22 protein-coding genes are annotated in these 21,322 nt (G+C 63.7%); 19 read left to right on the plus strand and 3 right to left on the minus strand.

What is annotated here, in order from left to right; translation table 11 throughout:
- The 11 genes from ACIQ17_RS11480 to serS all read left to right on the plus strand — a co-directional run.
- Nucleotides 1-1,147, plus strand: a 1,147-nt coding sequence (locus ACIQ17_RS11480) for a deoxyguanosinetriphosphate triphosphohydrolase (RefSeq protein ID WP_398468560.1), incomplete at its 5' end; no start/stop codon positions are given.
- 171 nt (nt 1,148-1,318) lie between these two features.
- Complete coding sequence (gene argS / locus ACIQ17_RS11485) at nt 1,319-3,121, plus strand: arginine--tRNA ligase (protein WP_398468562.1); 1,803 nt, start codon at nt 1,319-1,321, stop codon at nt 3,119-3,121.
- A 118-nt stretch (nt 3,122-3,239) separates the two neighbouring features.
- The gene (locus ACIQ17_RS11490; protein ID WP_398468564.1) at nt 3,240-4,751 is read left to right on the plus strand and encodes an SPOR domain-containing protein; all 1,512 of its coding nucleotides are present in this window, start codon (nt 3,240-3,242) and stop codon (nt 4,749-4,751) included.
- A 46-nt stretch (nt 4,752-4,797) separates the two neighbouring features.
- Nucleotides 4,798-5,823, plus strand: a complete 1,026-nt coding sequence (nagZ, locus tag ACIQ17_RS11495; RefSeq protein WP_398468566.1) for a beta-N-acetylhexosaminidase — start codon at nt 4,798-4,800, stop codon at nt 5,821-5,823.
- A complete protein-coding gene (locus tag ACIQ17_RS11500; protein ID WP_398468568.1) occupies nt 5,820-6,650 on the plus strand; it encodes a segregation and condensation protein A in 831 nt (276 codons plus the stop codon). The genes nagZ and ACIQ17_RS11500 overlap by 4 nt, the downstream gene beginning before the upstream one ends.
- A 21-nt stretch (nt 6,651-6,671) precedes the next feature.
- Complete coding sequence (gene scpB / locus ACIQ17_RS11505) at nt 6,672-7,895, plus strand: SMC-Scp complex subunit ScpB (RefSeq protein WP_398468570.1); 1,224 nt, start codon at nt 6,672-6,674, stop codon at nt 7,893-7,895.
- 141 nt (nt 7,896-8,036) lie between these two features.
- Nucleotides 8,037-8,276, plus strand: a complete 240-nt coding sequence (locus ACIQ17_RS11510; RefSeq protein WP_398468572.1) for a twin-arginine translocase TatA/TatE family subunit — start codon at nt 8,037-8,039, stop codon at nt 8,274-8,276.
- A 77-nt stretch (nt 8,277-8,353) separates the two neighbouring features.
- Complete coding sequence (gene tatB / locus ACIQ17_RS11515; RefSeq protein WP_398468574.1) at nt 8,354-8,884, plus strand: Sec-independent protein translocase protein TatB; 531 nt, start codon at nt 8,354-8,356, stop codon at nt 8,882-8,884.
- The gene (gene tatC / locus ACIQ17_RS11520) at nt 8,881-9,684 is read left to right on the plus strand and encodes a twin-arginine translocase subunit TatC (RefSeq protein WP_398468577.1); all 804 of its coding nucleotides are present in this window, start codon (nt 8,881-8,883) and stop codon (nt 9,682-9,684) included. The genes tatB and tatC overlap by 4 nt, the downstream gene beginning before the upstream one ends.
- Before the next feature lie 77 nt (nt 9,685-9,761).
- The gene (locus ACIQ17_RS11525) at nt 9,762-10,019 is read left to right on the plus strand and encodes a hypothetical protein (protein ID WP_398468579.1); all 258 of its coding nucleotides are present in this window, start codon (nt 9,762-9,764) and stop codon (nt 10,017-10,019) included.
- A 77-nt stretch (nt 10,020-10,096) separates the two neighbouring features.
- Nucleotides 10,097-11,401, plus strand: a complete 1,305-nt coding sequence (serS, locus tag ACIQ17_RS11530; protein WP_398468581.1) for a serine--tRNA ligase — start codon at nt 10,097-10,099, stop codon at nt 11,399-11,401.
- Nucleotides 11,402-11,416: 15 nt separating this feature from the next.
- Here the strand turns inward: serS and ACIQ17_RS11535 are convergent, their stop codons facing one another.
- The gene (locus ACIQ17_RS11535) at nt 11,417-11,911 is read right to left on the minus strand and encodes a hypothetical protein (protein ID WP_398468583.1); all 495 of its coding nucleotides are present in this window, start codon (nt 11,909-11,911) and stop codon (nt 11,417-11,419) included.
- A gap of 236 nt (nt 11,912-12,147) precedes the next feature.
- Here ACIQ17_RS11535 and surE point away from each other — a divergent pair, with 236 nt between their 5' ends.
- Nucleotides 12,148-12,915: a 5'/3'-nucleotidase SurE gene (surE, locus tag ACIQ17_RS11540; protein ID WP_398468617.1), complete on the plus strand. Its 768-nt coding sequence runs from the start codon at nt 12,148-12,150 to the stop codon at nt 12,913-12,915.
- A 7-nt stretch (nt 12,916-12,922) separates the two neighbouring features.
- On the opposite strand, the gene ACIQ17_RS11545 is transcribed toward surE, so the two are convergent.
- Nucleotides 12,923-13,300: a response regulator gene (locus ACIQ17_RS11545; protein WP_398468585.1), complete on the minus strand. Its 378-nt coding sequence runs from the start codon at nt 13,298-13,300 to the stop codon at nt 12,923-12,925.
- Nucleotides 13,301-13,595: 295 nt separating this feature from the next.
- Between ACIQ17_RS11545 and ACIQ17_RS11550 the strand changes: the two genes are divergently transcribed.
- Complete coding sequence (locus tag ACIQ17_RS11550; protein WP_398468587.1) at nt 13,596-14,246, plus strand: protein-L-isoaspartate(D-aspartate) O-methyltransferase; 651 nt, start codon at nt 13,596-13,598, stop codon at nt 14,244-14,246.
- Between the two features lie 105 nt (nt 14,247-14,351).
- The gene (locus ACIQ17_RS11555) at nt 14,352-15,791 is read left to right on the plus strand and encodes a peptidoglycan DD-metalloendopeptidase family protein (RefSeq protein ID WP_398468589.1); all 1,440 of its coding nucleotides are present in this window, start codon (nt 14,352-14,354) and stop codon (nt 15,789-15,791) included.
- A 75-nt stretch (nt 15,792-15,866) separates the two neighbouring features.
- Here ACIQ17_RS11555 and ACIQ17_RS11560 read toward each other — a convergent pair whose 3' ends face one another.
- Entirely contained in the window at nt 15,867-16,838 is a 972-nt protein-coding gene (locus ACIQ17_RS11560) for an ATP-binding protein (protein ID WP_398468591.1), read from the minus strand.
- A 193-nt stretch (nt 16,839-17,031) separates the two neighbouring features.
- Between ACIQ17_RS11560 and yajC the strand changes: the two genes are divergently transcribed.
- The 5 genes from yajC to ACIQ17_RS11585 are packed head-to-tail and all read left to right on the plus strand — an operon-like array spanning nt 17,032 to nt 21,319.
- Nucleotides 17,032-17,418, plus strand: coding sequence for a preprotein translocase subunit YajC (gene yajC / locus ACIQ17_RS11565; RefSeq protein WP_398468593.1), 387 nt, complete (start codon nt 17,032-17,034; stop codon nt 17,416-17,418).
- A gap of 44 nt (nt 17,419-17,462) precedes the next feature.
- A complete protein-coding gene (gene secD, locus ACIQ17_RS11570; protein WP_398468595.1) occupies nt 17,463-19,061 on the plus strand; it encodes a protein translocase subunit SecD in 1,599 nt (532 codons plus the stop codon).
- Between the two features lie 31 nt (nt 19,062-19,092).
- A complete protein-coding gene (secF, locus tag ACIQ17_RS11575; RefSeq protein ID WP_398468619.1) occupies nt 19,093-20,103 on the plus strand; it encodes a protein translocase subunit SecF in 1,011 nt (336 codons plus the stop codon).
- Nucleotides 20,103-20,486, plus strand: coding sequence for an Mth938-like domain-containing protein (locus tag ACIQ17_RS11580; protein WP_398468597.1), 384 nt, complete (start codon nt 20,103-20,105; stop codon nt 20,484-20,486). Before secF ends, ACIQ17_RS11580 begins: the two co-directional genes overlap by 1 nt.
- Nucleotides 20,483-21,319: a phytoene/squalene synthase family protein gene (locus ACIQ17_RS11585; protein ID WP_398468599.1), complete on the plus strand. Its 837-nt coding sequence runs from the start codon at nt 20,483-20,485 to the stop codon at nt 21,317-21,319. Before ACIQ17_RS11580 ends, ACIQ17_RS11585 begins: the two co-directional genes overlap by 4 nt.
- The last annotated feature ends 3 nt before the right edge of the window (nt 21,320-21,322 follow it).

Raw genomic sequence — 21,322 nt, forward strand, 5'->3', positions numbered from 1 at the left:
GTTCCCGGAAGCGCCGAGCCGGACCCGTAGCGCATTCCGGCGGGATTGCGACCGGGTGATCCATTCCACCGCGTTCCGGCGGCTGAAGCACAAGACCCAGGTGTTCGTGTTCCACGAGGGCGATCATTACCGTACCCGCCTGACACACACGCTGGAAGTGGCCCAGATCGCCCGTGCGGTGGCGCGCCAGCTCGGCCTCGACGAGGACCTCACCGAGACCATGGCGCTGGCCCATGACCTCGGCCACCCGCCGTTCGGCCATGCCGGCGAGCGCGCCCTCGACGCCTGCCTGGAGGCCCATGGCGGCTTCGACCACAATGCGCAGGCGCTGCATGTGGTCACCGCGCTGGAGCACCGCTATCCCGAATTCGACGGCCTCAACCTGACCTGGGAATCCCTCGAAGGCATCGTGAAGCATAACGGCCCGCTGACGGCACCCGACGGCACGCCGCTGGCGCGCTATGCGCAGCATGGCCTGCCGTTGGGCATCACGGCGTTCAACCAGAGCCTCGATCTCGAGCTCGGCAGCTACGCCTCGCTGGAAGCGCAGGCGGCGGCGATTGCCGACGACATCGCCTATGACGCGCACGACATCGACGATGGCCTGCGGGCCGGCCTGTTCAGCATCGACGATCTCAAGGCGATCCCGCTGGTTGCAGGCATCATCGCCGAGATCGATCGCCGCTATCCCGGCTTGGATCAGGATCGCCGCGGTGCCGAGCTGGTGCGCGAGCTGATCTCCTATCTGATCGGTGCCGTGGCTGGTGAGACGCAGCGCCGGCTCGCGCAGGTGAAGCCGGCATCTGCGGAAGCTGTCAGGTATTGTGGCCAGCAGCTGATCGCATTCTCCGCCGAGGCTGCGGCGGCCGAGCGCGCCATCAAGGCGTTTCTCTGGACTGGCATGTATCGCCATCCGCGGGTGATGCGCGTGATGGTCGACGCCGAAGGCCTGGTCGCCGATCTGTTCTCGCGCTACCAGCGTCATCCCGGCGACCTGCCGCCGGAATGGCAGCCTGCAGAAGGCGGGGCGGCGGAATCTGACGCCGAGCAGGCGCGCCGGATCGGTAATTTCATCGCCGGGATGACCGACCGTTTCGCCATCACCGAACATATCCGGCTCTTTGACTCGACCCCGGAATTGCGCTAGGCGGTTCGGCGTTAAGTGCCTAGCGGGATTGATAAATATCCCGATGCGAGGCGCCGGCCAGCTCCGCGAATGCTTTGTTAAAGACATTGGCGCTACGCCCGCGAAACCGCTATCCACACCCGATCCCGTTCCTGCCGGCTGAGTCCCGGCGCAAGCTGGTTCCGTACCGTAATGACCACTTCTGCTCCGACGCCGCATCTGTTCGCCAATGTGCTCGCCCGCGTGCATGCGATCTGCAACGACCTGATCACCGAAGGCGTGCTGCCTGCCGGCATCGATCTGTCGCGCATCGTCGTCGAGCCCACCAAGGATGCGTCACACGGTGACATGGCGAGCAATGCCGCCATGGTTCTGGCGAAGGAAGCGAAAGCCAAGCCACGCGATCTCGCCGATGCGATCGCTGCGAAGCTGCGCAGCGACAATCTGATCACCTCGGTCGATATCGCGGGGCCCGGCTTCATCAACCTGACGCTCAAGACCGCGGTCTGGGCGGATGCGCTCCGCGCCGTGCTGCGCGATGGCGATGCCTATGGCCGCAGCGCCATCGGCGGCGGCGAGAAGATCAATGTCGAATATGTCTCGGCCAATCCGACCGGTCCGATGCATGTGGGCCATTGCCGTGGCGCCGTGTTCGGCGATGCGCTGGCGAGCCTGCTCGATGTCGCCGGCTACGACGTCACCCGCGAATACTACATCAACGATGCCGGCGCGCAGGTCGATGTGCTCGGTCGCTCGGCGCATCTGCGCTATCGCGAGGCGCTCGGCGAGGACATCGGCGAGATTCCGGAGGGCCTGTATCCCGGCGACTATCTGAAGCCAGTCGGGCAGGCGCTGGCTGCCGAGCATGGCGCTGCGTTGAACCAGATGCCCGAGGACCAGTGGCTGCCGATCACCCGCGCCAAGGCCATCGAGATGATGATGGAGATGATCAAGGGCGATCTCGCCGCCCTGAACATCAGCCACGAAGTGTTTTTCTCGGAGCGCTCGCTGATCACCGGCGCGACCGATCAGGTCGGCGCGACCATCGATTTCCTGCGGAGCAAGGGCGACGTCTATGAAGGCCGTCTGCCGCCGCCCAAGGGCAAGCCGATCGACGATTACGAGGATCGCGAGCAGACGCTGTTCCGCGCCACGGCCTATGGCGACGACGTCGATCGCCCGCTGCTGAAGTCGAACGGCGGCTACACCTACTTTGCGTCCGACATCGCCTATCACAAGACCAAGGTCGACCGCGGCTTCCACAAGATGGTGGACGTCTGGGGCGCCGACCATGGCGGCTATATCAAGCGCGTGCAGGCGGCGATCAAGGCGGTGACTGACGGCAAGGGCGAGCTGGACGTGAAGATCGTCCAGCTGGTCAAGCTGCTGCGCAATGGCGAGCCGGTGAAGATGTCGAAGCGCTCGGGCGACTTCGTCACCCTGCGCGAGGTGGTGGACGAGGTCGGCTCCGACGCCGTCCGCTTCATGATGCTGTTCCGGAAGAACGACGCGGTGCTCGATTTCGACCTCGCCAAGGTCATCGAGCAGTCCAAGGACAATGCCGTCTTCTACGTCCAATACGGTCACGCCCGCGGCCATTCGATCTTCCGCAACGCCCGCGAGCAGATGCCGGAGATGGCCGGGCTTCCTCTGGAAGAAGGCGCCCGGATTGCCTATCTCAAGGATGCGGCGATAGAGCGGCTGGATGACCCCATCGAGCTGGGCCTGCTCAGGCAGCTGGCGCTGTATCCGCGGATGATCGAGGCGGCAGCGCTCGCCCATGAACCGCACCGGATCGCATTCTACCTTTACGACCTGGCCAGCGCCTTCCATGCGCACTGGACCCAGGGGCGCGATGCGCCTCATTTACGCTTCATTATCACTAATGATGCAGTACTTACTAAAGCACGGCTGGCACTCGTGCAGAGCATCGTGACAGTTCTTAAGTCAGGACTCGCCGTCCTTGGCGTCTCCGCTCCGGAAGAGATGCGTTAGTAGTTGAGTAACAATTTGGGAATGGTCGCGGCATGGGGGTATGTCGCGGTCAATGACAGGCGGCAGTTTCGTCCGGTCGACGGAGTTGCAGCTTTCCCGCAGGGGATGTGACATCACCATGGCCAATCAGTACCAGAGCAGATCCTACCCCGCAGGCGCCGGTCATAACGACCAGCGTGCGCAAGGCGAGGGCGATCCATTGGCCGAACTGGCCCGCCTGATCGGCCAGACGGACCCGTTTGCCGCCCAGCCCGGGCGTCCGTCGGCGGCCCAGCCGCCGCGCCGTGCCGAGCCGGCGGTGACTGATCACGCCGAGCCCGAAGAACAGTTCGACACCGCGCCGACGCCGCCTCCCTGGATGCAGCGCGTCGCCGCGCAGCGCGCAGCGCAGCCGGTCGAGCCGGAGCCGCAACATTACAGCCAGCCGCAGCCCGATCCGGAATTCGATTTCCAGCAGCCGTATCAGCAGGCCCAGCACCCCGATGCGCAGGCCTATGCTGCCACGGGATACGCTTCTCAGGATTACGCCGCTCACGAGCCGCAGGCTCACGTCGGCTACGATGCCTATGGTCATCCGCAGCAGGCGCAGGCCTACGAGCAGGCGAGCCATCATCAGGTTGACCCGAACCGCTATGACGAGGCGCTCTACGGCCAGCCGGATCACGGGCAGCAGGCCTATCAGCAGGATCAGTATCAGGATGATCCCTATGCCTATCCGCAGGGGGATTATGCTGACGAGGAGCCGGCACCGAAGCGTCGCAGCGGCATGAAGACCGTTGCAGCCGTGCTCGCGCTGGCCGTGATCGGCACCGGTGGTGCCTTCGCCTATCGCACCTTCGTCGGATCGACCCGCAGCGGTGAGCCGCCGGTGATCAAGGCCGATCCCGGCCCGAACAAGATCGTGCCGGCGGCGACGTCCACGGCGTCGAATGACAGTGGCAAGCAGATGGATCGTCTCGCGGCCGGGCAGGAGCGTCTGGTTCCGCGCGAGGAGCAGCCGGTGAATGTGCAGGACGCCAGCAAGGCCGGTGGCCCGCGCGTCGTTTTCCCGCCGCTGAACCAGAACAACAATCCGCCGACCACCGCCAGCGTCTCGCCGGCCAACAAGCCGATGGTTGCCGCGAACAATGCCGTGAATGGTGACGAGCCGCGCCGGGTTCGTACCCTCGCGGTCCGTGGCGATCAGATGGATGCTGCCGCGACCCCGGCCGCTCGTCCGGCTCCGGCACGTCCGACTGCGCCGGCTCCGGCGCCGGCCGTCAATTCCAATGCTCCGATGTCGCTGTCGCCGCAGCAGGCTCCGTCGGCCCCCGCGACGCGTTCGGCCGCCCTCAACACTGCGCCGCAGGATGTCGCGCCGCCGCCTTCGGCAGCGACCGGTGGTTATGTGGTCCAGATCTCGTCGCAGCGTAGCGACGCAGACGCCCGCGCCTCCTTCAAGGCGCTCCAGGGCAAATACCCGTCCGTCCTCGGTTCCCGTTCGCCAGTGATCAAGAAGGCCGACCTTGGCGACAAGGGAACCTATTACCGCGCCATGGTTGGCCCGTTCGGGTCAGCGGACGAAGCGCTCCAGTTCCGCAAGAGTCTGGAGGCCGCCGGTGGGCCGCAGGGAATAGTCCAAAGGAATTAACGGCGGTTTCCTTGACCCTGCGTGGTGATGGGGCCTAATCGGCCCCATGAGCACCCGCGCTTTCATCACCGGAGTTTCCGGCCTCGAACTGACCGCCGACGAGCGCGCCTTTTTGCGCGCCGAGCGGCCCTGGGGTTTTATCCTTTTCAAGCGCAATATCGACAATCCAGCGCAAGTATCTGCATTGGTTGAAGAATTGCGTGGAACGACGGGCGATCTCGGTGCGCCGGTCCTAATTGATCAGGAAGGTGGTCGGGTCCAGCGTCTCGGTCCGCCGCATTGGCCCGTTTATCCGCCCGGGGCCGTCTTCAGCGCGCTCTACGATATCCAGCCGGATCTGGGTTTCCGTGCCGCGTGGCTGAGTTCACGCCTCATTGCTGCCGATCTGATCGACCTTCGGATCACCGTGGATTGCCTGCCGCTAGCGGATGTGCCCGTCGAGGGCGCCGACGCGGTGATCGGCAATCGGGCCTACGGGACGACGCCGGCCAAGGTTGCGGCCATCGCTCGGGCGGTCACCGATGGTCTGGTCGATGGCGGCGTGCTCCCGGTGCTCAAGCATATTCCGGGTCACGGTCGCGCCAATGCCGACAGTCATCATGCGCTGCCGATCGTAAACAGCTCGAAGAATGAATTGGAAGCCTCTGATTTCGAAGCGTTTCGTCCGCTTGCTGACCTGCCGATGGCGATGACTGCACATGTTGTGTTTAACGCCCTGGACGCCACTCAGCCGGCCACGACTTCTGCGACAATCATCGAACAGGTGATTCGCGGCAGTATCGGTTTCCAGGGTTTGTTGATGAGTGATGACGTGTCCATGAATGCTCTGGCGGGATCGATCGCCGAGCGTACCCGCGCCATCGTGAGCGCCGGTTGCGACGTCGTCCTGCATTGCAACGGCAAGCTCGATGAAATGCAGGCCGTGGCCCGCGAGACTCCGCTGCTCAAAGGCAAGGCCGACGAGCGCGCCCGTGCCGCCATTGCGGCGCGCCAGCAACCGAAGCCGTTCGACCGCGCTGTCGGCCGGGCGGAACTCGACCAATTGATTGCACGGACGGGAGCCAGCGCATGAGCGCCGAAATTCTGTCGTTTGAAACCGGACGCCCGGCCGAGATCGTTCCCAATGACGAGCCGGCGCTGGTCATCGACGTCGAGGGCTATGAAGGCCCGCTCGACCTCTTGCTCACGCTCGCGCGCCAGCAGAAGGTCGACCTGCACAAGATCTCGATCCTGGCGCTGGCCGACCAGTATCTGCTGTTCATTGAAGAAGCGCGAAAAATCCGGCTGGAACTCGCTGCCGACTATCTGGTCATGGCGGCATGGCTGGCCTTCCTGAAGTCGCGCCTGCTGCTGCCGGAGACCACGACCCAGGAAGAGGGCCCGAGCGCCGAGGACATGGCGACCGCGCTGGCCAACCGGCTGCGCCGTCTCGAAGCGATCCGCAGCGCCGCCGACCAGCTGATGGCCCGGCCGCAGCTCGGCCGCGATACCTTTCCGCGCGGTGCGCCGGAACAGATCGCCGAGATCAAGCAACAGAAGTTCACCGCGACGCTGTATGACCTGCTCTCGGCCTATGCGACCCAGCGTCAGGCCCGCGTGCTGACCCGCGTCCATTTGGCCAAGCGCACCGTGTGGTCGCTGAGCGAGGCCCGCGCCTCTTTGGAGCGGCTGATCGGCATGGCCGAGGATTGGAGCCGTCTCGACGAATATCTGCTGGCCTATGTGCCTGATCCGCAGCAGCGCGCCACCGTGATGGCGTCGAGCTTCGCGGCGGCGCTCGAGCTTGTCCGCGAGGGCACGCTCGACCTCAGCCAGAGCGAAGCATTTGCCCCCCTGTATTTCCGCAAGCATGTCGGCCCTCCGCCCGTGCCTGTGGCGCCGGAAGTTCCGGCTGAGTAAGTGAGAGAAGGAGATCCGGACATGGCAAGTGTTGCCGAAAAACGCATCGACGTTGTCGAGGATCAGATCGAGGACATCGAGCAGGCCGAGGCCGCTCAGCAGGACGAGTCCGTTCAGTCGAACGAGGTCGCTCGGGACGCCGCGCAGCAGGACGCTGGTTCGCAGGATGACACTCCGGAAGTCGCCGCGCGTCCTGAGGAGCTGCGCATTCTCGAAGCATTGCTGTTCGCGTCCACCGAGCCGCTCGACCAGTCCGCGCTGGCCAAGCGCATGCCCGAAGGCGTGAACGTCAAGAAGGCGCTGGAAGCGCTGCAGGCGGATTACGCCATGCGCGGCATCAATCTGGTGCGCATCGCCAACAAGTGGACTTTCCGTACGGCTGGCGATCTGGCGTGGCTGATGACCCGCGAGACCAGCGAGACCAAAAAGCTGTCGCGCGCGGCCATCGAGGTGCTCGCCATTGTCGCCTATCACCAGCCGGTGACCCGTGCCGAGATCGAAGACATTCGCGGCGTCGTTACCTCGAAGGGCACCCTCGACGTGCTGCTGGAGACGGGCTGGATCAAGCCGCGCGGCCGCCGCAAGACGCCGGGCCGTCCGCTGACCTTCGGCACTACTGATACGTTCCTGTCCCAGTTCGGCCTCGAAGCACTCGGCGACCTGCCGGGCCTCGAAGAGCTCAAGGGCACCGGTCTGCTCGACTCGCGCCTGCCGGCCGGGTTCAGCGTGCCCAATCCGTCCGACGATCCACAACTCCGCGAGGACGAGGATCCGCTGGAGGACGGCGAACTGCACCTCTCGCTCTCCGAGCCCGATCCGGAGTTCCCGGAGGCGCAGGGCCAACAGGCCGAGACCACGGCGACCGGCGAGGCGACTGCGGAAGCCGTCGGCTTTGCCGAAGGAGCGGAAACGGATGAGGCCGAGGTCGGCGAGGTCGCCGATCTGACCGATGCCGAGGACGCCGAAGCTCCGGCGCTTGGCGTGGTCGACATCGACGAAGACGAAGCTGACGACGATGCCGAAGACGCGGAAGATGCCGCCGAAGCGGAACAGGACGAGGCTGAATCGACCGAGGCCGAGACCGCGGAACTCGACGCCGACGAGGCGGACGAGGACGATTTTGACGACGACGATGACCTCGAGGACGACGAAGACGAGGAAATCGACGCCGACGACGGCACCGAGGAAGGGGCGTCCCCTGACGGGGAGCCGACGTCGGACGAGGATGACGATCAGCACCGCTGATGCGACATTAACGCTCGCGACGTTACGACTTGTCCATGCGCGATTCCGCGGTGGTTAAGTCCTTGTTTTTGACGAACCCGCGGCCTACGTTCCGGTTAAATCAGGCCGGTGCGCCGGCTACGTGTTTGGAGGGTTAGCAGGATGGGTTCTCTCAGCATTTGGCACTGGATCGTCGTGATCGCGGTGGTCCTGCTGTTGTTCGGTCGCGGCAAGATCTCCGATCTCATGGGCGACGTCGCCCAGGGCATCAAGGCCTTCAAGAAGGGCATGGCGGACGACGACAAGCCGGCGGAGAAGCCGGCTGATCCGAACCGCACCATCGACCAGGCCCCGCAGGCGCCGACCGCCAACCGGTCGGATGTCGGCAGCAAGGCTGTCTAAGTTCAAGGTCGTCTGGGTCTATTCGCAGCGGACGGGTCAGAAGGCGCGGCTCGTCCGGCCTGTGAGCAGGTTGTTACATGTTCGATATCGGGTGGAGTGAACTGGTCGTCATCGGCGTCGTGGCGCTGATCGCCATCGGCCCGAAGGAATTGCCCGGCGTGTTGCGGATGGTCGGGCAATGGATGGGCAAGGCCCGTCGCATGGCCTCGGAATTCCAGGGCCAGTTCAACGAGGCGATGCGCGAAGCCGAGATGGCCGACGTCAAGAAGGCCTTCGACGACGTCAAGGACGCCGCTTCGGACTTTTCCAAGAACAACATCATGACCTCGCTGACCAAGGATGTCAGCGACGCCATGACCGTCGACAAGACCGACAATGTCACCACACCGCCGGTGATGCCCACAACACCCGAACCTCCGACGCCGGAAACCTTCGTCGAGGCCGAGGCTCATGGCGCTGTCAATGAGCCACTGGCGATCACCCGCGAAGTGCAGCCGACACCGGCTGAGCCGGTGACCACCAGCGACGTGCCCGTTGCTGCGGACCACGCCGAACCATCAGCCGAGCCCGGCAATCCCGACATCCTGAAGAACGCCAAAGCCCTATGAGCGCCGAAGATATCGAGGCCTCGAAGGCCCCCTTGATGGACCACTTGATCGAGCTGCGGTCGCGGCTGATCAAGGCGCTGCTGGCATTCGCCGTCGCTTTCATCCTGTGCTTTGCCTTCGCCAAGCAGATCTACAATGTGCTGGTCTGGCCATTCGTGTGGATCGCCGGGCCCGAGAACTCGAAGTTCATCTACACGGCGCTGCTCGAATATTTCCTGACGCAGCTGAAGCTGGCGATGTTCGGCGCGGCGTTCATCTCGTTTCCGGTGATCGCGGCGCAAGTCTACATGTTCGTGGCGCCCGGCCTCTACAAGCACGAGCGCGGCGCGTTCCTGCCATATCTGATCGCGACCCCGTTCTTCTTCGTGCTCGGATCACTGCTGGTCTATTTCATGGTCCTTCCGATGCTGGTCCGCTTCTCGCTCGGCATGCAGCAGATGGGCGGCACCGAGACCGCGCAGATCGCGTTGCTGCCGAAGGTCGGTGAATATCTGTCGCTGATGATGTCGCTGATCTTCGCCTTCGGCATCGCTTTTCAGCTGCCGGTGATCCTGACGCTGCTTGGCCGGATCGGCGTGCTGACCTCGAAGCAATTGCGTGCCAAGCGCCGCTATTTCATCGTCGGCGCGTTCGTCATCGCCGCGGTGCTGACGCCGCCTGATGTGATCAGCCAGCTCTCCCTCGCGATCCCGTTGATGATCCTCTACGAGGGGTCGATCTATGCTGTTGCCATCGTGGAAAAGAGTGCGGCGAAGCGGGCCGCAGAGGCGACCGGGACGGATCTGACGACGGTGGAGTAGGGCGACGGCTTCTTGCAACGGTCTATAACGCAATCTATCTTTGGTTGTGTTTTTTGGCGCTGTTATGGGAGGTGATTGTGGTCTTCGCATTTGATACACTCGGCTATTCGAAGCGCCTTCGTGAGGCGGATGTGCCCCAAAATCACGCTGAGGCACATGCCGAAGCGGCGAGGGATTTCATCATGACTGAGCTGGCGACCAGAGCAGATCTTCTCGCAACGAAATCAGAGCTCATGGCGATTATCGAGACCCAAACCCTGCGGCTCACGGTCCGTCTAGGCAGTATGATTATCGCTGGCATTGGTGTGCTCGCATTTCTGATCAGGACGCACTGATAGCATCCTTTCCATTTCATGTTCCAAATCCTAGCCATTCGGGGTAGTCAGAGCCGCTTTCGCTCAGGAATCCCGCCATGCACGACATCAAATCGATCCGCGACAATCCCGAAGCCTTTGATGCTGCGCTGAAGAGGCGCGGTCTGGCTGCGATGTCGTCGTCGCTGCTGGCTATCGATGAAACCCGGCGCACCGCGATCCTGGCGTCTGAGCAGGCGCAGGCACGCCGTAACGCAGCATCCAAGGAAATCGGCGAAGCCAAGAAGACCAAGGATGAGGCGCGGGCCAACGCGCTGATGGCCGAGGTCGCCGAGCTGAAGACCACGATGCCGGAGATGGAAGCTGCGGTGAAAGCCGCTGAAGAACAGCTCCGTACGGAACTGGCTGGCATCCCGAACCTGCCGCTCGACGATGTGCCGGAAGGCGTCGACGAGCACGGCAATGTCGAGCGCCATCACTTCGGCGCCAAGCGCACTTACGCCTTCACGCCGAAGCCGCATTACGAGATCGGCGAAGCCATGGGCTTCATGGATTTTGAGGCGGCCGCAAGGCTGTCGGGCGCGCGTTTCGTTGTGCTGAAAAGAGGCCTTGCGCGGCTTGAGCGTGCGATCGGGCAGTTCATGCTCGACCTGCATACGAACGAGCATGGCTACACTGAGGTCAATCCGCCACTGCTGGTCCGCGACGATGCGATGTTCGGTACGGCGCAGCTGCCGAAATTCCGCGATGACCAGTTCGCGGCTGGCGCGCTCGGTAGTGAAGGGCAGGGCTATTGGCTCATCCCGACTGCCGAAGTCCCGCTCACCAATCTCGTCCGCGAGGCGATCCTCGACGAGAAGGAACTGCCGCTCCGATTCACCGCGCTGACACCATGCTTCCGCGCGGAAGCCGGCGCTGCCGGCCGCGATACGCGCGGCATGATCCGGCAGCATCAGTTCACCAAGGTCGAGCTGGTATCGGTGGTCACGCCCGAGGAAAGCCGGAACGAGCATGAGCGCATGCTGTCCTGCGCGGAGGAAGTGCTGAAAAAGCTCGGCCTGCATTATCGGGTGATGACACTCTGCACCGGCGACATGGGCTTCGCTGCGCAGAAGACCTACGACATCGAAGTCTGGATGCCGGGGCAAGGCGAGGGCGGTGCCTATCGCGAGATCTCGTCCTGCTCGGTCTGCGGCGATTTCCAGGCGCGCCGCATGGATGCGCGCTCGCGCGGGCCGGATGGCAAGCCGCGTTTCGTGCACACGCTAAACGGCTCGGGCACGGCAGTTGGCCGCGCGCTGATCGCCGTCATCGAGAACTATCAGCAGGACGACGGCTCCATCGCGGTGCCGGATGTGCTGCAGCCCTATATGGGCGGGCTCAAGGTCATCCAGGCAAGCTAGTTTTGCCGCGATGCGTCACGCGCGGCTTGCGGTGACGAGCGAGCATTTCGCCCTGTCCGCGCGGATATTGACGTGGCCGACCAGCGTCATGGGAAACGCCTTGCGGCTCTTCATGGCGACGGTTTCCGCCACGCGTTTGCGACGCTCGGTGGTGTAGCGGCCATCGCGGCTCCTGAAGGCGCAGAGCAGCTCAAGATCCTTGATGTCATAGGCATTCGCGTTGCGCACGGTGAAGGTCATCAGCGCCCGTGATCCCATGCCCCCGCGGCGAAACGACTGACGCGACAGGCGCACGCGATCGAGATCGACGATTGCAGGCGTTTCGGTGAGCCTGGCGGGCGGTGTCTCAGTGATCACCCCATCGTCCGGCGGAGTGGCAACTGCGAGGTTCAGCATCAGGTCAGACTGGGGCGTCCGTGCAAAGCTCGGCATGAGCAGCCAGCCGGCAATCCCGATGACCGCAAGCGCGGGTACGGCAAGCCAGATTCGCCGATCAAGCACCGTGACCATTGTCGTCGCCTCATTGGGCGCTTCGGCCAAGCCGGCGGCCGTGCGCTGATGTTCGAACGCACTGACACTCATTGGTTCAGGAACAACGACACTCTGGGGGCGCTGGTTCCCGTGGGCCGGAAAAATGGCGGCAATGCAGAGCGGGCAGCGGCGAATAGGGGGTGGCAAAAGCCCCCTTTGACTGGCAAAAAGTCCGCGAAGGGCCGGGTCGGCCGGGATCGAAAGGGCTGACGCGCATGCGCATTCTCTGCACCAATGACGACGGAATTCACGCTCCTGGCCTGCAGATCATCGAGCAGATCGCCAAGCAATTGTCCGATGATGTCTGGGTCGTGGCGCCTGAACTCGATCAGTCCGGTGTGTCGCATTCGCTGTCGCTGAACGATCCGCTGCGCCTGCGTGAAGTCGGCGAGCGGCGCTATGCCGTGCGCGGCACGCCGACCGACTGCGTCATCATGGGCGCCCGGCATATCCTCAAGGACAAGCAGCCCGACCTCGTGCTTTCGGGCGTCAACAAGGGGCGCAATGTCGCTGAGGATGTGGTGTATTCGGGCACCATCGCCGGTGCACTGGAAGGCACCATTCTCGGCTTTCCGTCGGTGGCGCTGAGCCAGGAATTCTCCATGGAAACGCGCAACGCGCCGCTCTGGGAAACCGCGCTGAAGCATGGGCCGGGCGTGCTGCGCAAGGTGATCAAGGCCGGAGTTCCGAAAAACACCGTGATCAACATCAACTTCCCGGCCTGTGCCGCGGATGCCGTGAAGGGCGTCGTGGTCACGCGGCAGGGCAAGCGCAATCAGGGTTTTCTGCGCATCGACGAGCGCCGCGACGGCCGCAACAATCCGTATTTCTGGATCGGCTTCGAGCGCATCGTTGCCGCGGAGGCACCGCCGGAAGGCACGGACCTTGCCGCCTTGGCTGCGCATTTTGTGTCCGTGACGCCGCTGCGGCTTGATCGCACGGATGAGGCGTTCAGCGAGACTTTGGCGAAGGCACTGGGTTAGTGCGTGGCTAGACCGTCACGCCTTTAAGCGTTGTCGCCAGCACCTGGGCCAGCGTTTCCATCTGGAACGGCTTCTGCAAGGTCGGCCGGTCGCGGAAGTCTTCGGGCAAGCCCTGGGCGCCGTAGCCGGTCGCGAAGATGAAGGGCTTGTTGCGGGAGGCGAGAACCTCGGCCACCGGTGAGATCACCTTGCCATTCACATTGACGTCGAGGATGGCAACGTCGAATTCGGTGGAGCCGGCGAGGCGGGTCGCCTCGGTGATGTCGCCGGCTTCGGCGGCGACGCGGTAACCGAGCTCTTCCAGCATGTCGGCGACCATCATGCGGATCATCACCTCGTCCTCGACGAGGAAGACGGTGCCGCCCGGCTGGTTCGATTCAGTCATGGCCGCTTTCCCTGCATGATCCGTGCGGACCGTCGCAAATTCGGTGTTTGAACGCAATCGCGCCAAGCGCGAATTCGATGGACTCAAATAACGCAGCAACCAGACATCAAGTGTACGGTGGCGGACGTTGACGCTGCAAGTTCGGTGATCCCCAGCGCCGGTAACGGGACATCTCGTTTCGAGTTCCGCCAGCGGAACAATAATTGTCCTGATTGGCGGTCTTGTCCCCGGCGAGATTGCGTCAACTTATTTGGGGTAATCGAACGCCATCGCAAGTTGAGGGCGGACAGTTCCCATGATTGATACCGGCCATCCGCCAGAGCAGATGACATTCCAGCTGAGCCTGCGTCGCCGCGGCATCAGCGATGGCCGGGTGCTGCGCGCGATGGAAGAGGTGCCCCGCGACCGTTTTATCGACGCTGCCGATCGTCCATATGCCTGGCGGGATTCCGCGCTGCCGATCCCATGCGGCCAGACCATCAGCCAGCCCTTCGTGGTCGCCTATATGACCGAGCAGCTGCAACTCGAGCCACGCCACCGGGTGCTCGAACTTGGGACCGGATCGGGGTATCAGGCGGCCATTCTTGCCAAGCTGGCCCGCGAGGTGTTGACCATCGAGCGGTACCGGACCCTCGCTGATACGGCGCGCGCGCGGCTGGAGGGTCTTCAGCTGTACAATGTCGAAGTCATGCTCGGCGATGCCCTCAATCCGGCACCCAATCTCGGTGTTTTCGATCGCATCATGGTCACCGCTGCGGTGGAGGCAGTTCCGCAATCGCTGATCGACAGGCTGGATGAGGGCGGCATCCTGGTCGCACCGGTCGGCCCGCATCACGGCGTGCAGACGCTGGTCCGGTTCCGTAAGGCCAGTGAGGTGATCGAGCGCCGCGATCTCGTGGATGTGCGCTTTGTGCCTGCGCTTGCGGGCATAGCGCGCGAACTTTGAGTGCTTCCGTCACCAATTTGCCGCCTTCGTTGCAGGGTTAAAGGCTTGGTAACGTAGACAGTGTTTACTCAATTCAGTCGTTTGTTGCGTATGAGTGAGTAACCAATGTCCCGCGTTGTCGAGTTGCTTTGCTCGCGTCGTTCCCCGCAGGTTGCGGTGCTGGCGTTGATGTCCATCGGATTTGCCGGCTGCAGCGCCGACATGTCGACACGGCTTTCGCAGACCTTCGACAGCAACCAGATCAGTCAGAGCAGCAATCGCCAGTTCGGCTGGCAGGGTGGCCATGGCGGTGATGCCACCGGTTCGGTGCCGCAGCGCCCTGTCGCGCAGGCGCCGCGCGATTTGCCGCAGTATCAGCGCCCGGCCTACAACCCGCAGCCGCAATATCAGTCGCAGCCACTGCCGCCGCCGATCTCGGCGCCGCAGTCCTATCCGTCCTCCCCGCGTCCGGTCGCATCCGCTGCGCCGATGAGTGGCGGCGGCAACGGTATGTACACGCCGCCGCCCTCCCGCGCGCCGCTCGAACATACCGGCAGCACGGCGCCGCGTTCGGTTGCCGCAGCTCCTGCGCCGGCTGCGGCTCCGATCGGTCCGAACGGCACCACGATCATCGTCGGCACCAGCGACACGCTGGATGGTCTGTCGAAGCGCTATAATGTTTCGCAGGCTGCGATCCTGCAGGCCAACGGCTATCGCGGCCCGCGCGCGCTGTCGCCTGGTCAATCGCTGATCATTCCGCGTCAGGGCACGGTTGCTGTGCCGGCCGTCGCCGCCGCTCCTGCGCGTCCCGCTGCCGGCGGATCGACGCATTACGTCAATCGCGGCGATACGCTGATGAGCATCTCGCGCAAGAACAACGTGCCGGTGGCCGAGATCGCGCGCGCCAACGGCCTGTCGCCGACCGCCCAGCTCAAGCTCGGCAGCAAGATCACCGTTCCCGCCGCGCGCACCGCCGCTGCTGCGCCGGTCGCGCCGGCTTCGGCACCTGCGCCGCTCGGTTCGCCGTCGACCATCGCTGCCGCTCCGGTTGCTCCTGTAACCACTGCGCCGGCTCGCGTGGCCGCAGTCGAGCCGCAGCAGAAGGCCCGGCTCGCCAGCGCAACCACAACGCCCGAGGAAGTTGCTCCCGAAGCGCCGACCAAGGCTGCAGAAGCTACGGGCGCATTGCCGACCTTCCGCTGGCCGGTGCGCGGCCGCGTCGCCACCGGCTATGGCGCCAAGACCAATGGCAAGTCGAATGACGGCATCAACATCGCGGTGCCGGAAGGCACGCCGGTCAAGGCAGCCGAAGATGGTGTCGTCGCCTATGCCGGCAACGAGCTCAAGGGCTACGGCAATCTCGTGCTGGTGCGTCACTCCAACGGTTACGTCACGGCCTATGCCCATGCGAGCGAGCTGATGGTGAAGCGCGGCGAGAGCATCAAGCGCGGACAGGTGATCATGAAGTCCGGTCAGTCAGGCGAAGTATCGTCGCCGCAGCTACACTTCGAGATCCGCAAGGGTTCGTCGCCGGTTGACCCGCTGCAGTTCCTCAACGGCGCGTAAGACCCGTCCAACACCGACAAGAAAAAGGCGCCGACATTGCTGTCGGCGCCTTTTTTCTTCTGGGCAGCGCGATGCTTACTTGCCCGCCAGCTTCACGCCAAGCCGTCCCGCCAGTTCCTGAACGAACTGCCAGGCGACACGGCCTGAGCGCGAGCCGCGTGTCGTCGACCATTCCAGCGCTTCGCGCTCGAGTTGGGCACCGTCGATCTTGACTTTGAAATGGCCGCAATAGCCGCGCACCATTGCGAGATATTCGTCCTGGCTGCACTTGTGGAAGCCGAGCCAGAGGCCGAAGCGATCCGACAGCGAGACCTTCTCTTCCACCGCTTCGCCGGGATTGATCGATGTCGAGCGCTCGTTCTCGATCATGTCGCGGGCGAGCAGGTGGCGGCGGTTCGAGGTGGCATAGAGGATGACGTTTTCCGGCCGGCCCTCGATGCCGCCTTCGAGCACTGCTTTCAGCGACTTGTAGGACGCATCATTGCCGTCGAAGGAGAGGTCGTCGCAGAACACGATGAAGTAGAAATCCGAGGCCCGGATCTGCGCCATCAGGAGGGGAAGGCTCTCGATGTCCTCGCGATGGATCTCCACCAGCTTCAGCCGGCCATTGACCGACTTCGAGGCATTGATCCGCGCGTGGGCGGCCTTCACCAGCGACGACTTGCCCATGCCGCGGGCACCCCAGAGCAGGGCATTGTTGGCAGGCAGGCCATTGGCGAAGCGACGTGTGTTCTCGATCAGCGTATCGACCTGCTGATTGATGCCCTGCAGCAGGTCGAGTTCGACGCGGCTGACCTTCGGCACCGGTGCGAGCCTGCCGTCGGGATGCCAGATGAAGGCATCGGCGCTGGCCAGAGAATCGGCATTGGAGACTTTTGGCGCCGCCGCCGCCATGTTGGCGGCGATCGCTTCCAGTGCGATGGCGATCCGCTCTTCCAGCTTGGGGGCGGCCATCGGTCGCGGGCGTTTGGCGGCGGTCTTGCGGGCAGGGACCTTGGCGGCTTTGGAGGCGGAGCGGCGGCTGGTTTTATTGGGTTTTTTTGACATTTCTGACTTTCCTCGGCCCGCACCCTTAACCATCCGGGAACAGCTCCGCAAGCGGTACAAATCGCTTGTACATCAAGGGGGTTAGGAGCGTTGCAATTGGCTTGCCGGCCGCTATAGTCCGCGCCGAATTTACCGAGACCGAGCCGAACGCGGCTGCGTCGCCGGTCACACCCCGCATTCACGAGGACTTTCGATGTTCATTACCCCTGCGTTCGCCCAGGCGGCAGCTGCCGGCAACGACACCAACAGCATGCTGATGTCCTTGCTGCCGTTCGCGCTGATCTTCGTGATCATGTACTTCCTGATCCTGCGCCCTCAGCAGAAAAAGGTGCGTGATCACGCCGAAATGGTGAAGAACATCCGCCGCGGCGACACCATCGTCACCTCGGGCGGTCTGGTCGGCAAGGTCACCAAGGTGGTGGACGACGAGCAGATCGAATTCGAACTTTCGGAAGGCGTGCGCGTGCGCCAGCTGCGTTCGATGATCTCCGGCGTCCGCACCAAGGGCGAGCCCGCCAAGGAGAAGGGCGAGAAGACCGAAACCAAAGCCGAGGCCAAGGACGACGCGGCGGCGAAGTAATTCGCTGCGCGACTCCTATCCTCGAATTCTGACGGATCAACTCGATGTTGTATTTCACGCGGTGGAAGGCGCTGGGCATTATCCTGACGGCGCTGGTCGTCTGCCTGTGCGCGGTGCCGAATTTCTTCCCCGAAGCCACCGTGAAGACCTGGCCGACATGGGCGCAGCGCCATCTGGTGCTGGGCCTCGACCTGCAGGGCGGCTCGCATATTCTGCTCGAAGTCGACGCCAATTCGGTCAAGAAGGACAAGCTCGATCAGGTGCGCGACGACGTTCGTCGCACCCTGCGCGATGCACGCATCGTCTATACAGGTCTGAACGTCCGCAACGACACCGTCGAAGTCCGCATCACCAAGGACACCGACCTGCCGACGGCGCTCACCAAGCTGCGTGAACTGTCGCAGCCGCTCGGCGGCATCATGGGCCAGAGTGGCGCGCGCAACCTCGAAGTCAGCGATGCCGGCGGCGGCCTGATCCGCTTTACGGTGCCGCAGGCCGCGATCAACGAGCGCATCCGTCAGTCGGTGGATCAGTCGATCCAGATCGTCGAACGCCGCGTCAACGAACTCGGCACCGTGGAACCACTGATCCAGCGTCAGGGTCTCGACCGTATTCTCGTCCAGGTGCCGGGCCTCCAGGATCCGTCGCGCCTGAAGGAACTGCTCGGCAAGACTGCGAAGCTCGACTTCCGCATGGTCGATACGACTATCCCGGCAGAGCAGGCGCAGGGCCGCGTACCGGCGGACTCCGAACTTCTGATGAGCTCGACCTCGCCGAAGACGCCCTATCTGGTGAAGAAGGAAGTGCTGGTTTCCGGCGCCGATCTCAACGACGCCCAGCCGGGCTTCGACCAGCGCACCAACGAGCCGATCGTCTCGTTCCGCTTCAATTCATCCGGCGCACGCAAATTCGCCGACGCGACCATCAAGAACGTCAACCAGCCCTTCGCCATCGTGCTCGACAACGAAGTGGTGTCGGCGCCGGTCATCCGCGAACCGATCACCGGCGGCTCCGGCCAGATCTCGGGCTCGTTCACGGTGCAGGGCGCCAACGACCTCGCGATCCTGCTGCGCGCCGGCGCGCTGCCGGCCCCGCTGTCGATCATCGAGGAGCGCACGGTCGGTCCGGGCCTCGGTCAGGACTCCATCGCCAAGGGCGAGCTCGCCGCCTATATCGGCTCGATCTTCGTCATCCTGTTCATGCTGCTGACCTACCGGCTGTTCGGCCTGTTCGCGAATATCGCGGTCGCCATCAATGTCGCCATGATCTTCGGCATCCTGTCGCTCCTCAATGCCACGCTGACCCTGCCGGGCATCGCCGGCATCGTGCTGACGGTCGGCATCGCGGTCGACTCCAACGTGCTGATCTATGAGCGTATCCGCGAAGAGCTGCGCGGCGGTCGTACGGCGATTGCCGCCATCGACGCCGGCTTCAAGCGCGCGCTTGCCACCATTCTCGATTCCAACATCACCACCTTCATCGCGGCTGCCGTGCTGTTCTATATCGGCACCGGTCCGGTGCGCGGCTTTGCCGTGACCTTCGGTATCGGCATTCTCACGACGGTGTTCACCGCCTTCACGGTGACCCGCCTGATCGTTGCCGCCTGGGTCAGGTGGAAGCGGCCGCAACGCGTGCCGATCTGAGCTGACGGAGCAGGTTTTGACTACGACACAAATGGTTCTTGCTGGTCTGGGTGCACTGGTCGTCGTTCTGTCGATCGTGACCATCTTCGACCTGTTGCCGCCGCTCCGCATCGTCCCTGACGATACGAAGTTCGATTTTACGCGCTTTCGCCGTATCTCGTTCCCGATCTCGGCCTTGCTGACGATTGCAGCCATCACGCTGTTCTTCACGCATGGCCTGAATTTCGGTATCGACTTCAAGGGCGGCACCTTGATGGAGGTGCAAGCCAAGAGCGGTCAGGCCGATATTTCGGACATGCGCACCAAACTGTCGGGCCTCCAGCTCGGCGACGTGCAGCTGCAGCAGTTCGGCGGCCCCGCCGACGTGCTGATCCGCCTCGCGCAGCAGCCCGGCGGCGACGCCGCGCAGCAGGCCGCGGTGCAGAAGGTGCGGGCGACGCTCGGTGACAGCGTCGAATATCGCCGCGTCGAGGTCGTCGGCCCGCGCGTGTCCGGCGAATTGCTCGCTTACGGCATGCTCGGCCTGATCGTGGCGATCTTCGGCATTCTCATCTATCTCTGGTTCCGCTTCGAATGGCAGTTCGCCATCGGCGCCATGATCGCCAACGTGCACGACATCGTGCTGACGATCGGCTTCATGTCGATCGCGCAGGTCGATTTCGATCTCACCAGCATCGCGGCGCTGCTGACCATTCTCGGCTATTCGCTCAACGACACCGTGGTCATCTATGACCGTATTCGTGAAATCCTGCGTCGCTACAAGAAGATGCCGATGCCGGAACTGCTCAACGAGTCGATCAATTCGACGCTGTCGCGTTCGATCATCACCCACGTCACGGTGACGCTGGCGCTGCTCGCGCTCTACCTGTTCGGCGGCCACGCGATCCATTCGTTCACCTCCGTCATGATCTTCGGCGTGGTGCTGGTCGGCACCTACACCTCGATCTTCATCGCGGCGCCGATGCTGATCTATCTCGGCGTCGGTGAGAACCGCGACGAGCCTGTGAGCACGGGCAAGCCGGCGAAGACGGCGAAGGCCTGATGCCGGTCGATCCCGAACAGCCGCATCTCCCGCGGGCTGCCGAGATCGAAGCCTACGGCAAGGGTGGCTTCATCTTCGACACCATGTCGCATCAGGGCTCGCTTCTGTGCCTGCCCGATGCGGTGTGGGCCTGGCCGGTGACCAAGCCAGACGAGATCGATCGCCATGCGCTCCGCCGCGTGTTCGAGGGCCATGCCGGCATCGACACGTTGATCATCGGTACTGGCAACGACGTCTGGATCATGCCGCGCGACCTGCGCGAGGCGCTGCGCGGCCTCCACATCATGGCGGATACGATGATGACTGGCCCCGCGATCCGTACCTACAACATCATGATCGGCGAGCGCCGCCGCGTGGCTGCCGCGCTGATCGCCGTGCCATGAGCGGCGCCGAGACAAGCTCTGCGGCGTTCTGCGCCGATCTCGTGCGCACCCATGACTTCGATCGCTACGCATCGACGCTTTTCGTGCCGAGCGACAAGCGCCGCCCGCTGCTTGCGCTGTATGCGTTCAACGCCGAAGTGAGCCGCGTGCGCGATCAGGTCAAGCAGGCGCTGCCTGGCGAGATCCGGCTGCAGTGGTGGACCGATGCGCTGGCTGGCAACGGCCATGGGGATGTCGAGCAGAACCCGGTCGCAGCCGAACTGCTGCTGGCGATACGCAGTTTCGACCTGCCGGTCGATCGGCTGTCAAAGCTGGTCGATGCCCATGTCTTCGATCTCTACAACGACCCGATGCCCGATCTCGCGGTGCTGGAAAGTCATTTTCGCGACACGTCGGGCACGCTGTTTGCCTGCGCTGCGCGTATCCTCGGCGATCACTCCGAGGCCGTCGATCACGTCGCCGAACATGCCGGTCTCGCGCAGGGCGTTGCGCGTATCACCGCGCGACTGCCCTATGATGCGGCACGCCGGCAGCTCTATCTGCCGCACGACATGCTGCGGCAGAACGGCGGCAGCGAGCATGAGTATTATGCCGGCAAGTTGACGCCCGCGATCCGCGCGACGCTCGATCAGTTGATCAAGGGCGCGCAGGAGCAGCTGGTCGTGGCGGATGGAATGCTTGCCGATGTTGCCGAGCAGGCGCGGGCAGCATTCCTGCCGATGGCGCTGGTGAGACATGATCTCGGCCAGATGGCCGAGGCGAGCTTCGATCCGTTCGAGCTGTATCTGCGGTCACGCCTGCGCACGCTCTGGACGCTGTGGCGGGCATCGTAGCTC

Source organism: Tardiphaga sp., assembly GCF_044340795.1.
GTDB lineage: Bacteria > Pseudomonadota > Alphaproteobacteria > Rhizobiales > Xanthobacteraceae > Tardiphaga.

Bases quoted from the DNA above. Each gene is read 5' to 3' on its own strand.
- secD (WP_398468595.1), top strand. From the start codon at position 17,463: ATGTTGTATTTCACGCGGTGGAAGGCGCTGGGCATTATCCTGACGGCG.
- secF (WP_398468619.1), top strand. From the start codon at position 19,093: ATGGTTCTTGCTGGTCTGGGTGCACTGGTCGTCGTTCTGTCGATCGTG.
- ACIQ17_RS11510 (WP_398468572.1), top strand. From the start codon at position 8,037: ATGGGTTCTCTCAGCATTTGGCACTGGATCGTCGTGATCGCGGTGGTC.
- ACIQ17_RS11490 (WP_398468564.1), top strand. From the start codon at position 3,240: ATGGCCAATCAGTACCAGAGCAGATCCTACCCCGCAGGCGCCGGTCAT.
- ACIQ17_RS11580 (WP_398468597.1), top strand. From the start codon at position 20,103: ATGCCGGTCGATCCCGAACAGCCGCATCTCCCGCGGGCTGCCGAGATC.
- ACIQ17_RS11560 (WP_398468591.1), bottom strand. From the start codon at position 16,838: ATGTCAAAAAAACCCAATAAAACCAGCCGCCGCTCCGCCTCCAAAGCC.
- serS (WP_398468581.1), top strand. From the start codon at position 10,097: ATGCACGACATCAAATCGATCCGCGACAATCCCGAAGCCTTTGATGCT.
- ACIQ17_RS11585 (WP_398468599.1), top strand. From the start codon at position 20,483: ATGAGCGGCGCCGAGACAAGCTCTGCGGCGTTCTGCGCCGATCTCGTG.
- scpB (WP_398468570.1), top strand. From the start codon at position 6,672: ATGGCAAGTGTTGCCGAAAAACGCATCGACGTTGTCGAGGATCAGATC.
- tatB (WP_398468574.1), top strand. From the start codon at position 8,354: ATGTTCGATATCGGGTGGAGTGAACTGGTCGTCATCGGCGTCGTGGCG.
- ACIQ17_RS11535 (WP_398468583.1), bottom strand. From the start codon at position 11,911: ATGGTCACGGTGCTTGATCGGCGAATCTGGCTTGCCGTACCCGCGCTT.
- surE (WP_398468617.1), top strand. From the start codon at position 12,148: ATGCGCATTCTCTGCACCAATGACGACGGAATTCACGCTCCTGGCCTG.
- ACIQ17_RS11555 (WP_398468589.1), top strand. From the start codon at position 14,352: ATGTCCCGCGTTGTCGAGTTGCTTTGCTCGCGTCGTTCCCCGCAGGTT.
- argS (WP_398468562.1), top strand. From the start codon at position 1,319: ATGACCACTTCTGCTCCGACGCCGCATCTGTTCGCCAATGTGCTCGCC.
- ACIQ17_RS11500 (WP_398468568.1), top strand. From the start codon at position 5,820: ATGAGCGCCGAAATTCTGTCGTTTGAAACCGGACGCCCGGCCGAGATC.
- ACIQ17_RS11550 (WP_398468587.1), top strand. From the start codon at position 13,596: ATGATTGATACCGGCCATCCGCCAGAGCAGATGACATTCCAGCTGAGC.
- tatC (WP_398468577.1), top strand. From the start codon at position 8,881: ATGAGCGCCGAAGATATCGAGGCCTCGAAGGCCCCCTTGATGGACCAC.
- ACIQ17_RS11545 (WP_398468585.1), bottom strand. From the start codon at position 13,300: ATGACTGAATCGAACCAGCCGGGCGGCACCGTCTTCCTCGTCGAGGAC.
- nagZ (WP_398468566.1), top strand. From the start codon at position 4,798: ATGAGCACCCGCGCTTTCATCACCGGAGTTTCCGGCCTCGAACTGACC.
- yajC (WP_398468593.1), top strand. From the start codon at position 17,032: ATGTTCATTACCCCTGCGTTCGCCCAGGCGGCAGCTGCCGGCAACGAC.